The organism is Arthrobacter sp. zg-Y877 (genome assembly GCF_030373105.1).
Classification (GTDB): Bacteria; Actinomycetota; Actinomycetes; order Actinomycetales; family Micrococcaceae; genus Arthrobacter_B.
This window is the reverse complement of sequence record NZ_JAUCPU010000004.1, coordinates 36,744-52,771: the sequence shown is the minus strand read 5'-3', so window position 1 is coordinate 52,771 and position 16,028 is coordinate 36,744. Positions and strand designations below refer to the sequence as shown.

The window sequence follows — 16,028 nt, the reverse complement described above, 5'->3', positions numbered from 1 at the left end:
CCGGCTAAAAAAACCGTCCCATACCCACGGGGTGGGCGGAAACGGCCTGTTCAACCAATCAATATAAATAAATTGGTATCAATAAACTTGGCACACTATTGAGTTCTCAAACAACAGACTGCTTCCGGCACCAGCAGGCGATCCTCAAGGGATCAAGCTCTGCGTCGCTCCGGAGCAACTTTTCTATCTTAGCCGCGCTTTCCGGTGGGTGTCAATTTGGCCGTTTGCCCTTCCGGCGGACCGGCGGGAACGTGGTTCCCGGACTCACGGCTGAAGGTTGAAACCCGGGGATCCGGTCTCCTGGTCCAATGTCCAGAAGCTCGATTCCCTCGATCAGCGCGGGTATTAACTCTAGCACGGTTTTGCCGGAGGTGTGCACCCTGCACGGCCCGGGCTCCAAGGAGCCCGGGCCGGACACGTTACGGCTTGGGGACCAGGTACAGCACGCCAAGCGGAGGAACGGTGAGGGTTGCAGACGCCGGCTGGCCGTTGCAGGCACCTTCGACCGCCTGCACTCCACCCAGGTTCCCTACCCCGGAACCGCCGAACTCGGCAGCATCGGTGTTCAGCGCTTCCACCCATTCACCGGCCCACGGCATTCCGAGCCGGAAGTCCTGGTGCGGCGCTCCCGCGAAGTTCGCGACACACACCACCGGGTTGCCCTGGTGGTCCCACCGGATGAACGAGAGGATGTTGCGGGCGCCGTCGTTCTCATTGATCCATTGGAAGCCCGCCGGCTCGTTGTCCCGGGCGGACAGTGCCGGAGTGCTGCGGTAGATCTCGTTGAGCTGCTTCACCATCAGCTGGACACCCTTATGCTGCGGGGTGTCCGTCAGGTACCAGTCCAGTCCGTACTGCTCGGACCATTCCGCTTCCTGGCCGAACTCCGTGCCCATGAAGATCAGCTGCTTGCCCGGGTGCGCCCACTGGAACGCAAGGTAGGCGCGCAGGTTCGCCAGCTGCTGCCACCGGTCGCCCGGCATCTTGCGCAGCAGGGAGCCCTTGCCGTGCACAACTTCGTCGTGGCTGATGGGCAGCAGGAAGTTCTCCGTGTACGCGTAGACCAGGGAGAAGGTCAGCTGGGCGTGGTGGTAGACGCGGTTGATCGGGTCTTCGGACATGTACTGGAGGGTGTCGTGCATCCAGCCCATGTTCCATTTGAGCCCGAACCCGAGCCCGCCCGAGCTGGTCGGACGCGTGACGCCCGGGAAAGCGGTGGATTCCTCGGCGATCATCACGATGCCGGGGACCCGCTTGTAGGCGGTCGCGTTGACTTCCTGCAGGAAGGAGATGGCTTCCAGGTTTTCGCGGCCCCCGTAGATATTGGGGCGCCACTGGCCTTCGGGCCGCGAGTAGTCGAGGTAAAGCATGGACGCCACGGCATCCACCCGGAGCCCGTCAACGTGGAACTCCTCCAGCCAGTAGACGGCGTTGGCGACGAGGAAGTTGCGTACTTCACGGCGGCCAAAATCGAAGACCAGAGTTCCCCAGTCAAGCTGCTCTCCGCGGAGCGGGTCGCCGTGCTCGTAGAGCGTCTGGCCGTCGAACTCCGCCAGGGCCCAGGGGTCCTTGGGGAAGTGGGCCGGAACCCAGTCCAGAATCACGCCGATGCCGGCCTGGTGCAGCCGGTCCACGAGGTAACGGAATTCGTCCGGATGTCCGAACCGGGCGGTGGGCGCGAAGTAGGAGGTGACCTGGTAGCCCCAGGACCCGCCGAAGGGATGCTCGGCCACGGGCATCAGTTCCACGTGGGTGAATCCCTGCCACTGGACGTACTCGGCCAGCTGGTCAGCCATCTCGCGGTAGTTCAGTCCCAGCCGCCAGGAACCCAGGTGTACCTCGTACACGCTCATCGGAGCGTTGTGCGGATCCCGGGCGGCCCGGGCTTCCATCCACTCGCTGTCGCCGAATTCGTAGGTCGACTCGACCACGCGTGAGCCGGTCAGCGGGGGCACCTCGGTGCCCTTGGCCATGGGGTCGGCCTTCTCGCGCCACACGCCGTCGCTGCCGAGGATTTCGAACTTGTAGCGGGCGCCGGGCTCCACGCCGGGAATGAACAGTTCCCAGACGCCTGACCCGCCGAGGGAACGCATCGCGTTGATGGTGCCGTTCCAGGCGTTGAAGTCACCCATCACGCGGACGGCCTGTGCGTTGGGGGCCCACACGGCAAAGCTGACGCCGGAGATGTTCCCCAGCACGGAGTCGTAGTGGTGCAGATTGGCGCCGAGGACGGTCCACAGGTTTTCGTGCCGGCCTTCGCCGATCAGGTACAGATCGATCTCGCCCAGTGAGGGCAGGAACCGGTACGGATCATCGAACAGCTGGGGCTCCCCGCCGTCGTAGGTTACCTCCACCCGGTAATCCGGAACCGCGCCGGGGGTCTGGGCCGGCAGGGTGCCCACCCAGATGCCGTTGTACTCGTGCCGCAGCGGCACCCGGCCTGCGGGCGTTACTGCCACAACTTCGCGTGCCAGCGGGCGCAGCGTGCGGATGGTGACTGTTCCGGCATCATCCAAGTGAGCGCCGAGGACGGAGTGGGGCTGGTAGTACGTGCCTTCCGACACGGCCTGCAGTACATCCTGGGGAACCGGGACCGGATCGGTGGAGACGCGTTCGACGGGCACCTTGGGCTCTGCGGCGGCGGATACTGCCGGCGACTTGCGGTGCTTATTCACTGTGCTCTCTTCCTGGCTGTCGTCTGCGCGGCGTGCCTGCTCTGCCTTGGCCAGGATATGGCGGGCGGCAGCAGCTGGCACGCTGATCCAGCGCGGACGGTTTCGAATCTCGTAGACAACTTCATACAGCGCCTTGTCCAGCCACAGGGCCAGGAACAGGGGGTCGCTGCGGTTAATCGCAGTACCGGTTTCCTTTTCGTAGCCGCGGAGGAAGGCGTCCGCGGCGGACGCGGCCCACTTGTAGGCCGCTTCGTTCCGCTGCCCGCGTGCCTCCTCCGAGTCGTCCTCTGAGTCCTCCGCAGCGTTGGCGCCGTCGATCAGCGCGACGCCGGCGGCGTAGTCGATTGAGCGGAGCATGCCGACGACGTCGCGCAGCGGCGCATCCGGAACGCTTCGTTCCGCGGCGGGGCGCAGCGGCTCACCCTCGAAGTCGAGGACGATCCAGCCCCGGTCCGGTACGCGCAGCACCTGGCCGAGGTGGTAGTCGGCATGGATGCGCTGCAGGTTGGGAAGGGTCTGGAGGTTGTTGACCTGCTCGAGCAGGTACTCCACGGCGTCGTCGGACCCGCCGACGGTGTCCCGCGCTTCGGACCACGCCCACCGGATCCTCGAGGTGAGCGAATCCAGGAATTCGGTGCGTTCCGCCGGGCTGGGAGCCCTGCTGCCGAACGCGGCCGCCAGCTGCTGGTGGATGCGGCCGGTGGCGGCACCGAGTTCCTCGGCCTCCGCCGTGAAGTCCCGGCCTTCCAGTGCGGCCGCGGACGCGGTCCGCCAGGCGTCTTCACTGCCGGGGAAGAATTCCCGCAGTACGGACAGGTGTCCGGTCAGCAGCTGCTCCCCGGATGCGGGATCCGTCCAGCTGCCGGTGACCCAGCCGTACGTGGCGGGAACGTCAACCGACCCCACTTCGGTCAGCCGTGCGCTGACCTCGACGTCGGGGCTCTCGCCGGCGGCAACCACCCGGTAGAACTTCACGATCAGCGGTGCTTCCGGTGCCTGCACAATCACTGAAGTATTGGACTGCTCGCCCTTGAGTACCTTGGTGGGCAGCGGCGCCAGGAACGGCTTCCAGTCGGCGAAGCCGTCCAGCGCGAAGCCGTGCGTATGCCCGTCCACGGACGAGGCCTGTGACCGCATCAGTTCCAGCCAGGCAGTGACGAACACCGGGTCGGCGGTGGCGTCATAGAGCCACCTCTCCCCCAGGTCGCCGTCCTGCGCCCGGCCCAGCAAAGCGGCCTCCAGTTCGGGTGCCGGTTCGGTGCGGTAACTGACCGGAACGCTGATGACGTCCCGGCGCTCCCCCGAGACGACGGCGATGAGGTGGACCTCCAGCCCAACCTGGCCGGCCGGGTCCTCGAGCCGGATCCCGCCGACCCTTTCCAGCACGACTTCACGGCCCTTCGCCGGGAACCAGCGCTGGCCGGGAAGCCAGGCGGTGAGGATGTCCGGCAGCGACGGAGTCAGCTGGCTCATTTCCGCACGGCTTCCGAGATCGGGATCATCGGGATGGCCTCGGTCTGCGGTGATGAGGTATCCGACTTCGCGGACCGCAGGCGCAGCCAGTAGAAGTCGTGGCTGCCCAGGGTCAGCGTCAGGGAGCCGTCTTCTCCGATGGTGGGGAAGAGCGTGCCGCCGAAGGCGTCCCGCAGCCCGCGGTTAGCGAACTCCGGCAGCTTCATGGACGCGGAGATCGGGTGCTGCGAGAGGTTGAAGATACACAGCACCGTCTCACCCACCTCACCCTCCGGGTTGTTGTCCGGCAGTTCCCGCACGAAGGCCAGTGCGGCCTCGGCGTCGGTGGGCACATTGCGGTAGGAACCCAGGCCGAAGGCCGGGTGGGCACGGCGGACCATGATCATCTGCCGGATCCAGTGCAGCAGCGAGCTGGAGCTGGCCAGCTGCGCTTCCACGTTGACGTGGTTGTAGTGGTAAACCAGCGACTGCACCACGGGCAGGTACAGCTTGCCCGGATCAGCGGTGGAGAACCCGGCGTTGCGGTCCGGGTTCCACTGCATGGGCGTACGGGAGGAATCCCGGTCCTCCAGCCAGATGTTGTCACCCATGCCCAGCTCGTCCCCGTAATAGAGGAACGGGCTGCCCGGCAGGGCCAGCAGCATGGCGTGGATCAGTTCGATTTCGGACCGGGAGTTATCCAGCAGCGGAGCCAGCCGGCGGCGGATGCCGACGTTGGCGCGCATGCGCGAATCCGGGGCGTACCAGCCGAGCATGGCCTGGCGTTCCTCGTTGGTGACCATTTCCAGCGTCAGCTCGTCATGGTTGCGCAGGAAGGTGCCCCACTGCGCACCCGGCGGAATTTCCGGAGTCTCTTCCATGGTCTGGATGATCGGTGCGGCCTTCTGGTCCCGCAGTGCGTAGAACAGCCGGGGCATGATCGGGAAGTGGAAGCACATGTGGCATTCGTCGCCGGTCTCGTCACCGAAGTACTCGACCACTTCGTGCGGCATCTGGTTCGCCTCGGCGACGATGACGCGGCCCGGGTAGTTCTCGTCGACCATGGTGCGCAGGTCCTTGAGGAACCGGTGCGTGGCGGGCAGGTTCTCGCAGTTGGTGCCGTCCTCTTCAAAGAGGTACGGAATGGCGTCGGCCCGGAAGCCGTCAATGCCCTGGTCCAGCCAGAAGCGGACGACGTCGAAGATCGCCTCGACGACCTTGGGGTTCTCAAAGTTGAGGTCCGGCTGGTGGCTGAAGAACCGGTGCCAGAAGAACTGCCGGCGGACGGGGTCGAAGGACCAGTTGGATTCTTCCGTGTCCACGAAGATGATCCGTGCGTCTTCGTACTTCTGGTCGGTGTCCGACCAGACGTAGAAGTCGCCGTAGGGGCCGTCCGGGTCGCTGCGGGATTCCTCGAACCACGGGTGCTTGTCCGAGGTGTGGTTCAGGGGAAGGTCGATAATGACGCGCAGTCCGCGGGCGTGTGCTTCGGCGACCAGGCGCTTGAAGTCGCTGATGGTGCCGAATTCGTCCAGGACGTCGTAGTAGTCCGAGATGTCATAGCCGCCGTCGCGCAGGGGCGACTTGAAGAACGGCGGCAGCCACAGGCAGTCGATGCCCAGCCACTGCAGGTAGTCCAGCTTCTCGATCAGGCCGCTGAAGTCACCCGATCCGTCTCCGTTGGCGTCTGCGAAGCCGCGGACGAGTACCTCATAGAAAACGGCTTTGCGGTACCAATGCGGATCATTGGTCAAGCCGGGTGCGTGCAGTTGAAACGGGTTGGGCACTAGGAGTTCCTCCGAACTGACAGGATGTGCGCGGGTTCAAAGTGGGCGTCCAGGCGGACGTAGTTGTGGGTTCCCCAGCGCCAGCTTTGGCCGCTGATCAGGTCATCCACCCAGAAGGTGCCGTCTTCGTTCAAATCCTGCGGGGCGAGGTGAAGCGCATCGAGGTCGAGAGTGACAGTGGATTCGCGGGCGCTGTGGGGGTCCACGTTAACCACAATAATGAGTGTGTCCTTGCTGGACGGATCGCCGGGGCGGGTCTGTTTGTGCTTGGAGTAGACCACGGTTGACCCATCGGTGCTGGAGTGCACCGTGAGGTTTTCAAGGTCCCCCAAGGCGGGGTGCATGCGGCGGATTTCATTCAGCCGCGTGATGTAGGGAGCGAGGCTGCGGCCTTCGGCTTCCGCAGCGGTGAAGTCCCGCTGCTTGTACTCGAACTTCTCGTTGTCGATGTACTCTTCGGCGCCCGGGCGGGCGACGTGCTCGAACAGTTCGAAGCCGGCGTAGACGCCCCACAGCGGGCTGCCGGTCGCTGCCAGCACGGAACGGATCTTGAAGGCACCGGGGCCGCCGTACTGCAGGAACTCCGTAAGGATGTCCGGGGTGTTCACAAAGAAGTTCGGACGGAAGAATGCCGAAGACTCCCCCGACACCTCGGTGAAGTACTCCTCGATCTCCTCCCGGGTGTTCCGCCAGGTGAAGTAGCTGTAGGACTGCTGGAATCCCGCCTTGGCCAGCGCGTGCATCATGGGCGGCCGGGTGAACGCCTCAGCGAGGAAGATCACGTCCGGGTGCTCTTCGTTAACCGTGCCGATCAGCCATTCCCAGAACCGCAGCGGCTTGGTGTGCGGGTTGTCGACCCGGAAGATCCGGACGCCGTGGCTGATCCACAGCCGCACAATCCGCAGGATCTCCTGTGACAGGCCGGCGTAGTCGTTGTCGAAGTTCAGGGGATAGATGTCCTGGTACTTCTTCGGGGGGTTCTCCGCGTAGGCAATCGAACCGTCCACACGGGTGGTGAACCATTCCGGATGGCTGGCGACCCACGGGTGGTCCGGGGAGGCCTGCAGGGCAAGGTCGATGGCGACCTCCAGCCCCAGCTCCCGGGCGGTGTCCACGAACGCGTCAAAGTCCTCGAAGGTGCCCAGATCGGGGTGGATCGCGTCGTGGCCGCCTTCGGGGGCGCCGATGGCCCACGGCGAGCCGGGATCCTGCGGTCCGGCGACCAGGGTGTTGTTCGGGCCCTTACGGTGCGTGGTGCCGATCGGATGCACCGGCGGAAGGTAGATGACGTCGAATTTCATGTCGGCAACGCGCTGCAGGCTGCGGGCGGCAGTGCGGAACGTTCCGGAGGTCCATTCCCGCGTGGCGGGATTGAATTCCGCGCCCTCGGAGCGGGGGAAGAATTCGTACCAGGCGCCGCGGCCTGCGAGCTCCCGCTCCACGAGGAGGGGGAAGCGGTCCGAGCTGGTCACCAGGTCGCGGATGGGATCGCGGTCCAGGACCGCGGTGATGGCCTCGGTTCCGGCAGCGGCCAGGCGCTCATCCACGGACAGCCCGGCGTCCGCGAGCGCTGCCGCAGCGGCGCGGAACACGTCGGCGTCAGCACCGGTGCGCGCGGCAGCAGCAGCGGCGAACAGTTCGATGCCTTCGGTGAGCATCAGCTCGACGTCGACGCCGGCGGCAATTTTTACTTCGGCGTTGTGGTGCCAGGTGGCATAAACGTCTGCCCATCCCTCCACGGCGAAGCTCCAGTTCCCCGTGGCCTCGGGACGCAGCATGCCCTCCCAGCGGTCCAGCCCCATACCCACCGGATGCATCCGGCTGCGGGTGACGACGTTGCCTTCGGGGTCGTAGAGGACGGCACTGGCGCCGACCAGGTCATGCCCCTCACGGAAGACCGTGGCCCCGATTACGAGGTCTTCGCCGGGGACGGCTTTTGCAGGGAATCGCCCGTACTCCACGACGGGGGACACATTGGTGATCGGGATCCGGCCAAACCGGAGATCCTTCGAGGGCAGGTCTTCTGGTGTCAACGCGCTGGATATGGTCACAGACTAGACGTTATCGAGAATTCGGACAGAATGCTAAGGCAACGTACTTTTACGGTATCGGCGCAGGTCCGCAACCGTTTGGCCCTGTTTTCAAGCTCTTCGCCGATTACCTGCATATTTGTCTGCCATTTCGGTTTACGCCGCTCCTGAGTGCGCTAGCGTGACCGGGGTGAAGGCAATCCGCAGGTTCACCGTCCGCACTGTCCTCCCGCCCAGCATCGCCCCTCTGGGACGCCTGGCAGCCAATCTGCGCTGGTCCTGGCACCAGCCGACCCTCAGGTTGTTCGAGAGCCTCGACCCTGCAGCCTGGCGGTCCAGCGGTGGAGACCCGGTAAAGCTGCTGGGCAGCGTGAGCCGGGACAAGCTCGAGCGCATAGCCCAGGATGAGCACCTGGTCTCCGTGATCTCCGACCTGGGTGCCGATCTGGACCGGTACCTCAACGAACCCCGCTGGTACCAGCGCCAGGGAGAGGACGCACCGGCAGCGATTGCCTACTTCTCCCCCGAGTACGGCATCAGCGCCGTCCTGCCGCAGTACTCCGGCGGTCTGGGCATCCTCGCCGGCGACCACCTCAAGGCGGCTTCCGATCTGGGCATTCCCCTCGTGGCGGTGGGACTGCTCTACAAGGCCGGCTACTTCAAGCAGGCCCTGTCCCGCGATGGTTGGCAGCTGGAGACCTACCCCGTGCTGGACCCCAACGGGCTGCCGCTGACCCTGCTGCGTGAGGAAGACGGCACACCGGCGAAAATCACTCTGCCGCTTCCGGACAACCGCCAGCTCTCGGCACACATCTGGCGCGCCGACGTCGGGCGCGTCCCGTTGCTCCTGCTGGATTCGGACGTGATGGGGAACGACGACGCAGCCCGCGGCATCACGGACCGGTTGTACGGCGGAGGAGGGGACCACCGGCTGCAGCAGGAACTGCTGCTGGGCATGGGCGGCGTCAAGGCGCTGCGGGTCCACCAGCGGCTGACCGGGGCGCCCGCGGCGGAGGTCTTCCACAGCAACGAAGGGCACGCCGGGTTCCTGGGCGTGGAGCGGATCCGTGAACTGATGGACCAGGGGATGACCTGGGAGGAAGCGCTGACTGTTTCCCGCGCCTCGACGGTGTTCACGACGCACACCCCGGTACCGGCCGGTATTGACCGTTTCGAGCAGACGCAGATCCGGCATTTCTTTACTGCCGGCCTGGCCCAGTCCGTCCCCACCGACAAGATCCTGGCCCTCGGCGCGGAGAACTACGAAGGCGGCGACCCGGACAAGTTCAATATGGCCGTCATGGGACTGCGGCTTGCCCAGCGGGCCAACGGCGTGGCCAAGCTGCACGGCGAAGTCTCCCGGGAAATGTTCTCCGGCCTGTGGCCCGGCTTCGATGTGTCCGAGGTACCCATTACCTCGGTGACCAACGGCGTCCATGTCCCCACGTGGATTGACCCGGAAGTCACTGCTCTTGCCAGCGAGAAGTTCGGTCTGGCCACCGTGCATGACCGCGACTGGGGCAGGGCCTATGAGATTGACGACAAGGATCTGTGGGACCTGCGGCGGAGGCTGCGCAGCAATCTGGTGAAGGACGTCCGGCGCCGCGTGAAGCGTGCCTGGCGCCGGCGCGGCGCCTCTGATGCGGAGCTGGCCTGGACCGAGAATGTGCTGGATCCGGATGTCCTGACCATCGGGTTTGCCCGCCGGGTGCCCACCTATAAGCGGCTGACCCTGATGCTGCGCGACCCGGACCGGCTCAAGGCGCTGCTGCTGCATCCCACCCGGCCCATCCAGGTGGTGGTGGCTGGAAAGTCGCACCCCGCGGATGAGCAGGGCAAGAAGATGATCCAGGACCTGGTCCGCTTCACGGATGACCCGGCCGTGCGCCACCGCATCGTGTTCCTGCCCAACTACGACATTGCAATGGCGCGCACCCTGTTCCCCGGCTGCGACGTGTGGCTGAACAATCCGCTGCGTCCGCTGGAAGCCTCGGGTACCTCCGGTATGAAGTCCGCCATTAACGGCGGGCTCAACCTCTCCATCCTCGACGGGTGGTGGGATGAGATGTACGACGGCAACAACGGCTGGGCCATTCCCTCCGCCAATCCGAGCAAGGGCACCCGCACGCGCGAGGTCTACAACGCCGACCAGCGGGACGACATTGAGGCAGCGGCGCTGTATGACCTGCTGGAGAACGCGGTTGCACCGCTGTTCTACGGCACCGAACCACCGGCCGATGCCGGGGCGGCCGGACCGTCCGCACCGCCGGCGGATGCCCTGCCGCACGAATGGCTGGAAATGGTCAAGCACACCCTCGCGGACCTGGGGCCGAACGTCTCCGCCTCACGGATGCTCAAGGACTACGTGAACCGGCTGTACCGGCCCGCCAGCTCCTCCGGCCGGGCCATGTCCGCGGACGGGTACACAGCCGCGAGGGAGCTCGCCCTGTGGATCACACGGGTGCGGGACGGCTGGTCCACCGTGCAGGTTGAAAACGTGGACTCCGTGGGCGTAAGCGAGAACCCGCAGATCGGCGACACCCTCACCGTCCAGGCCTATGTGTCCCTCGGCTCCCTGCGGCCAGGTGACGTGAGCGTGGAGGCTGCGTACGGCATGGTGACCGAGAATGACCGGATCAGCGAGCCCCGCATCCAGGAGCTGACACCCGCGGAGGACCTGGGGTCCGGACGGCACCTGTTCCGCGGAACCATCCGCATCGAGCAGGCCGGACCGTTCGGCTACACCGTCCGGGTACTGCCGAACCACCCGGGGCTGGCGTCGAAGGCGGAGTTGGGGCTCATCGCCAACGCGTGAGGGCCGCGCCGGGCATTCCGGAGCGGATTGGCCGCTTCCCCGCCTAACCCGCGTTCGCGGAACCGCTCAGGCGCGGTAGAGGCTGATGGAGTTGGCCGGAGCGGTAGCGGTGTCCCCCGCAGTACGCAGCAGTCCCCGGTGTTCCTCCATACCCTCAGCAGTGGAGAAGACCAGTTCATAACCCGAGGATGCACCCGGCACCGATGTGAACTCGTTAGCATAATCAGCACTGCGGACTGCCGCCGCGTCGGGAAGCCGGATCTCGACGTCGGACAGGCCTCCGTTCAGGACGATCAGCCCGTTCAGGGAGCCGTCGCCGGAACCGACCAGCACCTGCACGAGCCGGTTGCCCGGGTCACTCCACTGCTCGGGGGTCATGGGCTTTCCGTCCGGATCGAACCAGAGGAGGAAGGAATGCCGGCGGTCGGCCGGGAAGCGGTAGGGCTGGCTGGCCAGGTATTCGCGGCGCAGGCGCAGCAGTTCGCGTGTGGTGGAGAGCATCCGCCGGGCGTCGTCGTCGAGGTCCCAGTGCAGCCAGGAGAGTTCGCTGTCCTGGCAGTACGCGTTGTTGTTGCCGCGCTGGGTGCGGCCTATCTCGTCACCGGCCGTGAGCATCGGCACGCCCAGCGACATGGTGAGGGTGGCCATCAGGTTCCGCGCGGTCAGGGCCCGTGCAGCGCCGACCCGTCCGTCCTCCGTGGGGCCCTCCACACCGTGGTTGTAGCTGCGGTTCTCTCCGGTGCCGTCCCGGTTTTCTTCACCGTTGGCCTCGTTGTGCTTGCGTTCGAACATCGTCAGGTCGGCGAGCGTGAAGCCGTCATGGGCGGTGATGAAGTTGATTGAAGCCAGCGGTGTCCGGCCGGAGCCGGCGAACAGTTCGGCGGAACCGGCCAGGGCGCCGGCGAGCCGGGCCAGCGACCCGCCCTCCCGTCCTGCCGCGGCGTCGGCCTGGCCGCGGAGCCAGAAGTCCCGCACAATGTCGCGGAAGTGGTCGTTCCAGTCGGCCCAGCCCTGCGGGAAGCGGCCGGTCTGCCAGCCGTCCGGTCCCACATCCCAGGGTTCAGCGATCAGTTTCACGTCCTGGAGGACCGCGTCCGCTGCCACGGCCACGAGGAAGGGGTGCCGTGGGTTGAACCGCCCGTCCGCATCACGGCACAGCGTAGGAGCTAGATCGAAGCGGAAACCGTCCACCTGGTATTCCTGCACCCAGTAGCGCAGTGAGTCCAGGGCCAGCTGGATGACCCGGGGTTCGCTGAAATCGAGACTGTTGCCGCAGCCGGTGGTGTCTTCGTAGGCGCCGTCCGGTCCGTGGCGATAGTAAGTCTCATCCCCCAGGCCCCGCCAGCTCAGCGCGGGCTGGTCGGACTTGCCCTCGGCCGTGTGGTTGTACACCACGTCCAGCAGGACTTCGATGCCGGCCGCGTGAAGGGACTTCACCATCCCCTTGAGTTCATCCTGCACGGCCTGGGCTCCGGCTTCGCGGGAGGCGCGGGTGGCGTAGGTGTCCTGTGGTGCGAAGAACCCGAGGGTGTTGTAGCCCCAGTAGTTTGCCAGCCCCAGTTCCTGCAGGTGCGCTTCGTCGGCGTGGAAGTGCACCGGCAGCAGTTCGACGGCGGTGATCCCCAGCTCCAGCAGGTACTGGACCATGGCCGGGTGGCCCATCCCCGCATAGGTTCCGCGCAGTTCCTCGGGGATACCGGGGTGCAGCATGGTCTGACCCCGGACATGGGCCTCGTAAATGACGGTGTCCCGCCAGGGGATGTGCGGGCGGCGCACGTTGCCCCAGTCAAAGTCCCGGCCCGTGTACACGGAAAAATAGACCGGGCTGCCGTCCGGACCATCAGCCTGTTCGATGCCGCGCCCATACGGGTCCAACAGCAGCTGGAAGCTGCCCGGCTCCGCGGAGAGCTCCCGGCCCCGCGGCCAGAAACCGTAGCGGCACCCGTGCCGCAGCCCGTACACCCGGGCATGGTGGATGCCCAGGACGGTGTCCGTGAGCGGCGCCATGGACCAGCTGCCGGGTGCGGCTTCGTAATACACGTCCACGCCGGGCAGCCCCGGGGCGTACACGGACACGTTGACCGCATCCGGGACCTCCGGCACACCGGGGACGGTGTGCCGGACGCCCAGGGGCAGGGGCCGCGAGTCCCGCTTCGAGGTGCTGCCCGCGGTGGTTCCGGTGATCACGTGTGCCATGTACGCCCTTTGCTGCCGGGAGCCCCGGTCCGGACTAGGAGGAGCGCTGCCGGGAGATTTCGTACAGGGTGATGCCCACGGCCATGGAGGCGTTCAGGGACTCCATGGCCGAGTCGATCGGGATGGAGACAATCTGGTCGCAGTTCTCACGGACCAGGCGGGACAGCCCCTTGTCCTCGGAGCCGACCACAATGCAGATCGGTTCCTTGGCCAGCACGATCGAGGGAAGCGAGACATCGCCGTCGCCGTCCAGCCCGAGGACAAAGATGCCCATCTTCTTGAACGTTTTCAGCGTGTTGTTCAGGTTGCCTGCCCGGGCGACGGGGACGCGCACAGCAGCGCCGGCGCTGGTCTTCCAGGCCGAAGCGGTGACGCCTACGGCGCGGCGTTCCGGCACAATCACGCCGTGTGCGCTGAAGGCCGAGGCGGACCGGATAATGGCGCCGAGGTTGCGCGGATCGGTGATCCCGTCGAGGGCAACGAAGAGCGGCGCGTTGCGGATGTGGCCCTTTTTCCAGGCCTCAAGGGTCTCGGAGGCCAGATCCGTGGGATCGGCGTACTCGTACGGCGGGATCTGCAGGACCAGGCCCTGGTGCACGGCCTCGTTGGTCATGCGGTCCAGTTCCGGCTTGTGCGTTTCCATCACCGGCAGACCGCGCTCAGCCGCAATCTTCAGCGATTCACGGACTCGGTCATCCATGTCGATGCGGACGGCAACGTGCAGTGCCTTGGCCGGGATGCCGGCACGCAGTGCCTCCACGACGGAGTTACGGCCGGTGACGACTTCCTCGGCTACCTTGCCGCGGACGTTGGTGCCGCTGCGGCCGCCGGCCCGGGCATCGCCGCGCTTGGCGTCGCCGCGTTTGGCCGCGGAGCGCTCGGCAAGCTGCTTGTTCTTAAACGCCTTGTGGTACGGGCGCTCTTCAGCCTTGGGTGTGGGGCCCTTGCCCTCGAGGGCCTTGCGGCCGAGCCCTCCGGTACCGCCGCTGGGGCCCTTCTTGGCTTTGCGCATTGCGCCGGGACGTCCATTGTTGGCCATCGGTTACACCTTTACTAGAAGAAAGCATTCACTTCCAGTTTACGCAGTCCGCGGACCGGTTGGCTGACAAGGCCGCCAGACTCAGGCGAGGCTCCAGCTCACGCCGTCCGCGCCGTCCTCCACGGTGATGCCGGAAGCGGCCAGCGCGTCGCGGATCGCGTCGGCGCGGGCCCAGTCCTTGGCGGCCCGCGCAGCGTTCCGCTCGGCCAGGCGGTCCTGCACCAGGGCGTCCAGTGCGGCGTCCGCCGGGCCGGCCTGTGCCGCGGCGTCCCGTGCGTCATCCAGGCCCAGGACGGCGGTCATCGCCCGTACCTCACCCAGTGCGCGCCGCACCGTCTCCGGATCGCCGGCGGCCAGTGCCGTATTGCCTGCCCGTACGGTTTCGTGCAGCACGGCCAGCGCCTGCGGAACATTCAGGTCATCATCCATGGCGGCCCCGAAAGCCTCCGGCACCGAGGCCGGCCCGGCGTCGGCCTTCGCTGCAGCTTTGGAAATGAACCCGTCAATCCGCTCGACGGCGGACGCGGCCTCCTGCAGGGACGTGGGGCGGTAGTCCAGCACCGAGCGGTAATGGGCCTGGCCCAGGTAATACCGGACCACGCGGGGGCTGGCCTGTTCCAGCATTTCGGTCGGGCTGATGGTGTTGCCGATCGACTTGGACATCTTCTCGCCCTCGAAGGTGACCATGCCGTTGTGCATCCAGAAGTTAGCGAACCCGTGGCCGGCGGCCTGGGACTGGGCCATCTCGTTCTCATGGTGCGGGAAGCGCAGGTCCAGGCCGCCGCCGTGGATGTCGAACTCGGTGCCGAGGTATTTGGTGACCATGGCCGAGCACTCCAGGTGCCAGCCTGGCCGGCCGCGGCCCCAGGGGCTGTCCCAGGACGCCGTCTCCGGCTCGCCGGGCTTGGAACCCTTCCAGAGCGCGAAGTCCCGGGGATCGCGTTTGCCGCGCGGGCCGGCGTCGGGCGCTGCCTGCATGTCGTCGATGTTCTGCCGGGTCAGCGAACCATACTTCTGCCAGGACCGGACATCGAAGTACACGTCGCCGGAATCGTCCAGGGCCGGGTAGGCATGCCCGCGCTCGATCAGGGCTGTAATAAGCGCGTGCATCTCCGGTATGTGGCCCGTGGCGCGCGGTTCGTAGGTGGGCCGCTGGACCCCGAGGGTGTCATAGGCCTTGGCGAATTCCTGCTCGAAGCGGTACGCCAGTGCCCACCACGGTTCGTCCGGAACGACGCCGGGGGCCGGCTCGGCGCCCACGGAATCGGCTGCCTTGGCCAGGATCTTGTCGTCAATATCCGTCACATTGCGCACCACGGTAACCTGCAGTCCGCGGTAGCGCAGCCAGCGGGTGAGCTGGTCGAAGGCGATGGCGGAGCGGATGTGCCCTACGTGCGGGAGCCCCTGCACGGTGGCACCGCAGTAGTAGAGGCTGGCCTTGCCTTCCACCAGGGGAACGAAGTCCCGGACCTGCGCTGTTGCCGTGTCATAGAATCTCAAGCTCACTGCTCTAGGCTAGCCGAAACCGCGTCCGGTCAGTCAGCGGGGGTGCCGGCGGCAGCGACGACGGCGGTGGCCACGGCTGCGATCCCCTCGCCGCGGCCGGTGAAGCCCAGGGAATCGGTGGTGGTCGCCGAAACGCTGACGGGCGCGCCGGCCGCCTCGCTCAGGACGGCTTCAGCCTCCGCCCGGCGGGGACTGAACTTGGGCCGGTTGCCGATCAGCTGGACCGCCACGTTACCGATCTCGAAGCCCGCCGCCCGCACGATGCGGGCAGCCTCCCGCAGCAGCACGGTACCGGCGGCGCCGGCGTATTCTGGCCGGTCGGTACCGAAGTGGGTGCCCAGGTCGCCCAGGCCTGCGGCCGAAAACAGGGCGTCCGCGGCGGCGTGGGCCACCGGATCGCCGTCGGAATGGCCGGCCAGGCCGCGTTCACCTTCCCAATGCAGGCCGGCGACCCACAGTGGGCGCGGCGTGTCTTCGGGGGCGAAGGCGTGGACGTCTACGCCGATTCCGGTGCGTGGCAGGGCCATG

General features: G+C 66.3%; 8 protein-coding genes. 1 reads left to right on the top strand and 7 read right to left on the bottom strand.

Annotated elements, in window-relative coordinates; genetic code table 11:
* Nucleotides 1-419: 419 nt before the first annotated feature.
* From glgB to QNO03_RS10715, 3 genes are read right to left on the bottom strand one after another with little or no spacing between them, the layout of a single operon-like run.
* A complete protein-coding gene (gene glgB / locus QNO03_RS10725) occupies nt 420-4,148 on the bottom strand; it encodes a 1,4-alpha-glucan branching protein GlgB (RefSeq protein WP_289603312.1) in 3,729 nt (1,242 codons plus the stop codon).
* Nucleotides 4,145-5,914 carry a maltose alpha-D-glucosyltransferase gene (gene treS / locus QNO03_RS10720; protein WP_229950862.1) on the bottom strand — a complete coding sequence of 590 codons (1,770 nt, stop codon included), beginning with the start codon at nt 5,912-5,914 and terminating at the stop codon, nt 4,145-4,147. The genes glgB and treS overlap by 4 nt, the downstream gene beginning before the upstream one ends.
* Nucleotides 5,914-7,965 (bottom strand): alpha-1,4-glucan--maltose-1-phosphate maltosyltransferase, encoded by a 2,052-nt coding sequence (locus QNO03_RS10715; protein ID WP_289603311.1) that lies wholly within the window; start codon nt 7,963-7,965, stop codon nt 5,914-5,916. Before QNO03_RS10715 ends, treS begins: the two co-directional genes overlap by 1 nt.
* Nucleotides 7,966-8,134: 169 nt before the next feature.
* On the opposite strand from QNO03_RS10715, the gene glgP reads away from it, so the two are divergent.
* Complete coding sequence (glgP, locus tag QNO03_RS10710) at nt 8,135-10,759, top strand: alpha-glucan family phosphorylase (RefSeq protein ID WP_229950867.1); 2,625 nt, start codon at nt 8,135-8,137, stop codon at nt 10,757-10,759.
* 66 nt (nt 10,760-10,825) lie between these two features.
* On the opposite strand, the gene glgX is transcribed toward glgP, so the two are convergent.
* The 4 genes from glgX to ispF all read right to left on the bottom strand — a co-directional run bounded on the left by glgX (nt 10,826) and on the right by ispF (nt 16,027).
* Nucleotides 10,826-12,955 carry a glycogen debranching protein GlgX gene (gene glgX, locus QNO03_RS10705; RefSeq protein ID WP_289603310.1) on the bottom strand — a complete coding sequence of 710 codons (2,130 nt, stop codon included), beginning with the start codon at nt 12,953-12,955 and terminating at the stop codon, nt 10,826-10,828.
* A gap of 34 nt (nt 12,956-12,989) precedes the next feature.
* Entirely contained in the window at nt 12,990-13,994 is a 1,005-nt protein-coding gene (rlmB, locus tag QNO03_RS10700; protein ID WP_289603309.1) for a 23S rRNA (guanosine(2251)-2'-O)-methyltransferase RlmB, read from the bottom strand.
* An 81-nt stretch (nt 13,995-14,075) separates the two neighbouring features.
* Nucleotides 14,076-15,500 (bottom strand): cysteine--tRNA ligase, encoded by a 1,425-nt coding sequence (gene cysS, locus QNO03_RS10695; protein WP_289603308.1) that lies wholly within the window; start codon nt 15,498-15,500, stop codon nt 14,076-14,078.
* Between the two features lie 29 nt (nt 15,501-15,529).
* On the bottom strand, nt 15,530-16,027 hold the full coding sequence (ispF, locus tag QNO03_RS10690) for a 2-C-methyl-D-erythritol 2,4-cyclodiphosphate synthase (protein ID WP_289603307.1): 498 nt from the start codon (nt 16,025-16,027) through the stop codon (nt 15,530-15,532).
* Between the last annotated feature and the right edge of the window lies 1 nt (nt 16,028).

Bases quoted from the DNA above. Each gene is read 5' to 3' on its own strand.
- glgB (WP_289603312.1), bottom strand. From the start codon at position 4,148: ATGAGCCAGCTGACTCCGTCGCTGCCGGACATCCTCACCGCCTGGCTT.
- glgX (WP_289603310.1), bottom strand. From the start codon at position 12,955: ATGGCACACGTGATCACCGGAACCACCGCGGGCAGCACCTCGAAGCGG.
- rlmB (WP_289603309.1), bottom strand. From the start codon at position 13,994: ATGGCCAACAATGGACGTCCCGGCGCAATGCGCAAAGCCAAGAAGGGC.
- ispF (WP_289603307.1), bottom strand. From the start codon at position 16,027: ATGGCCCTGCCACGCACCGGAATCGGCGTAGACGTCCACGCCTTCGCC.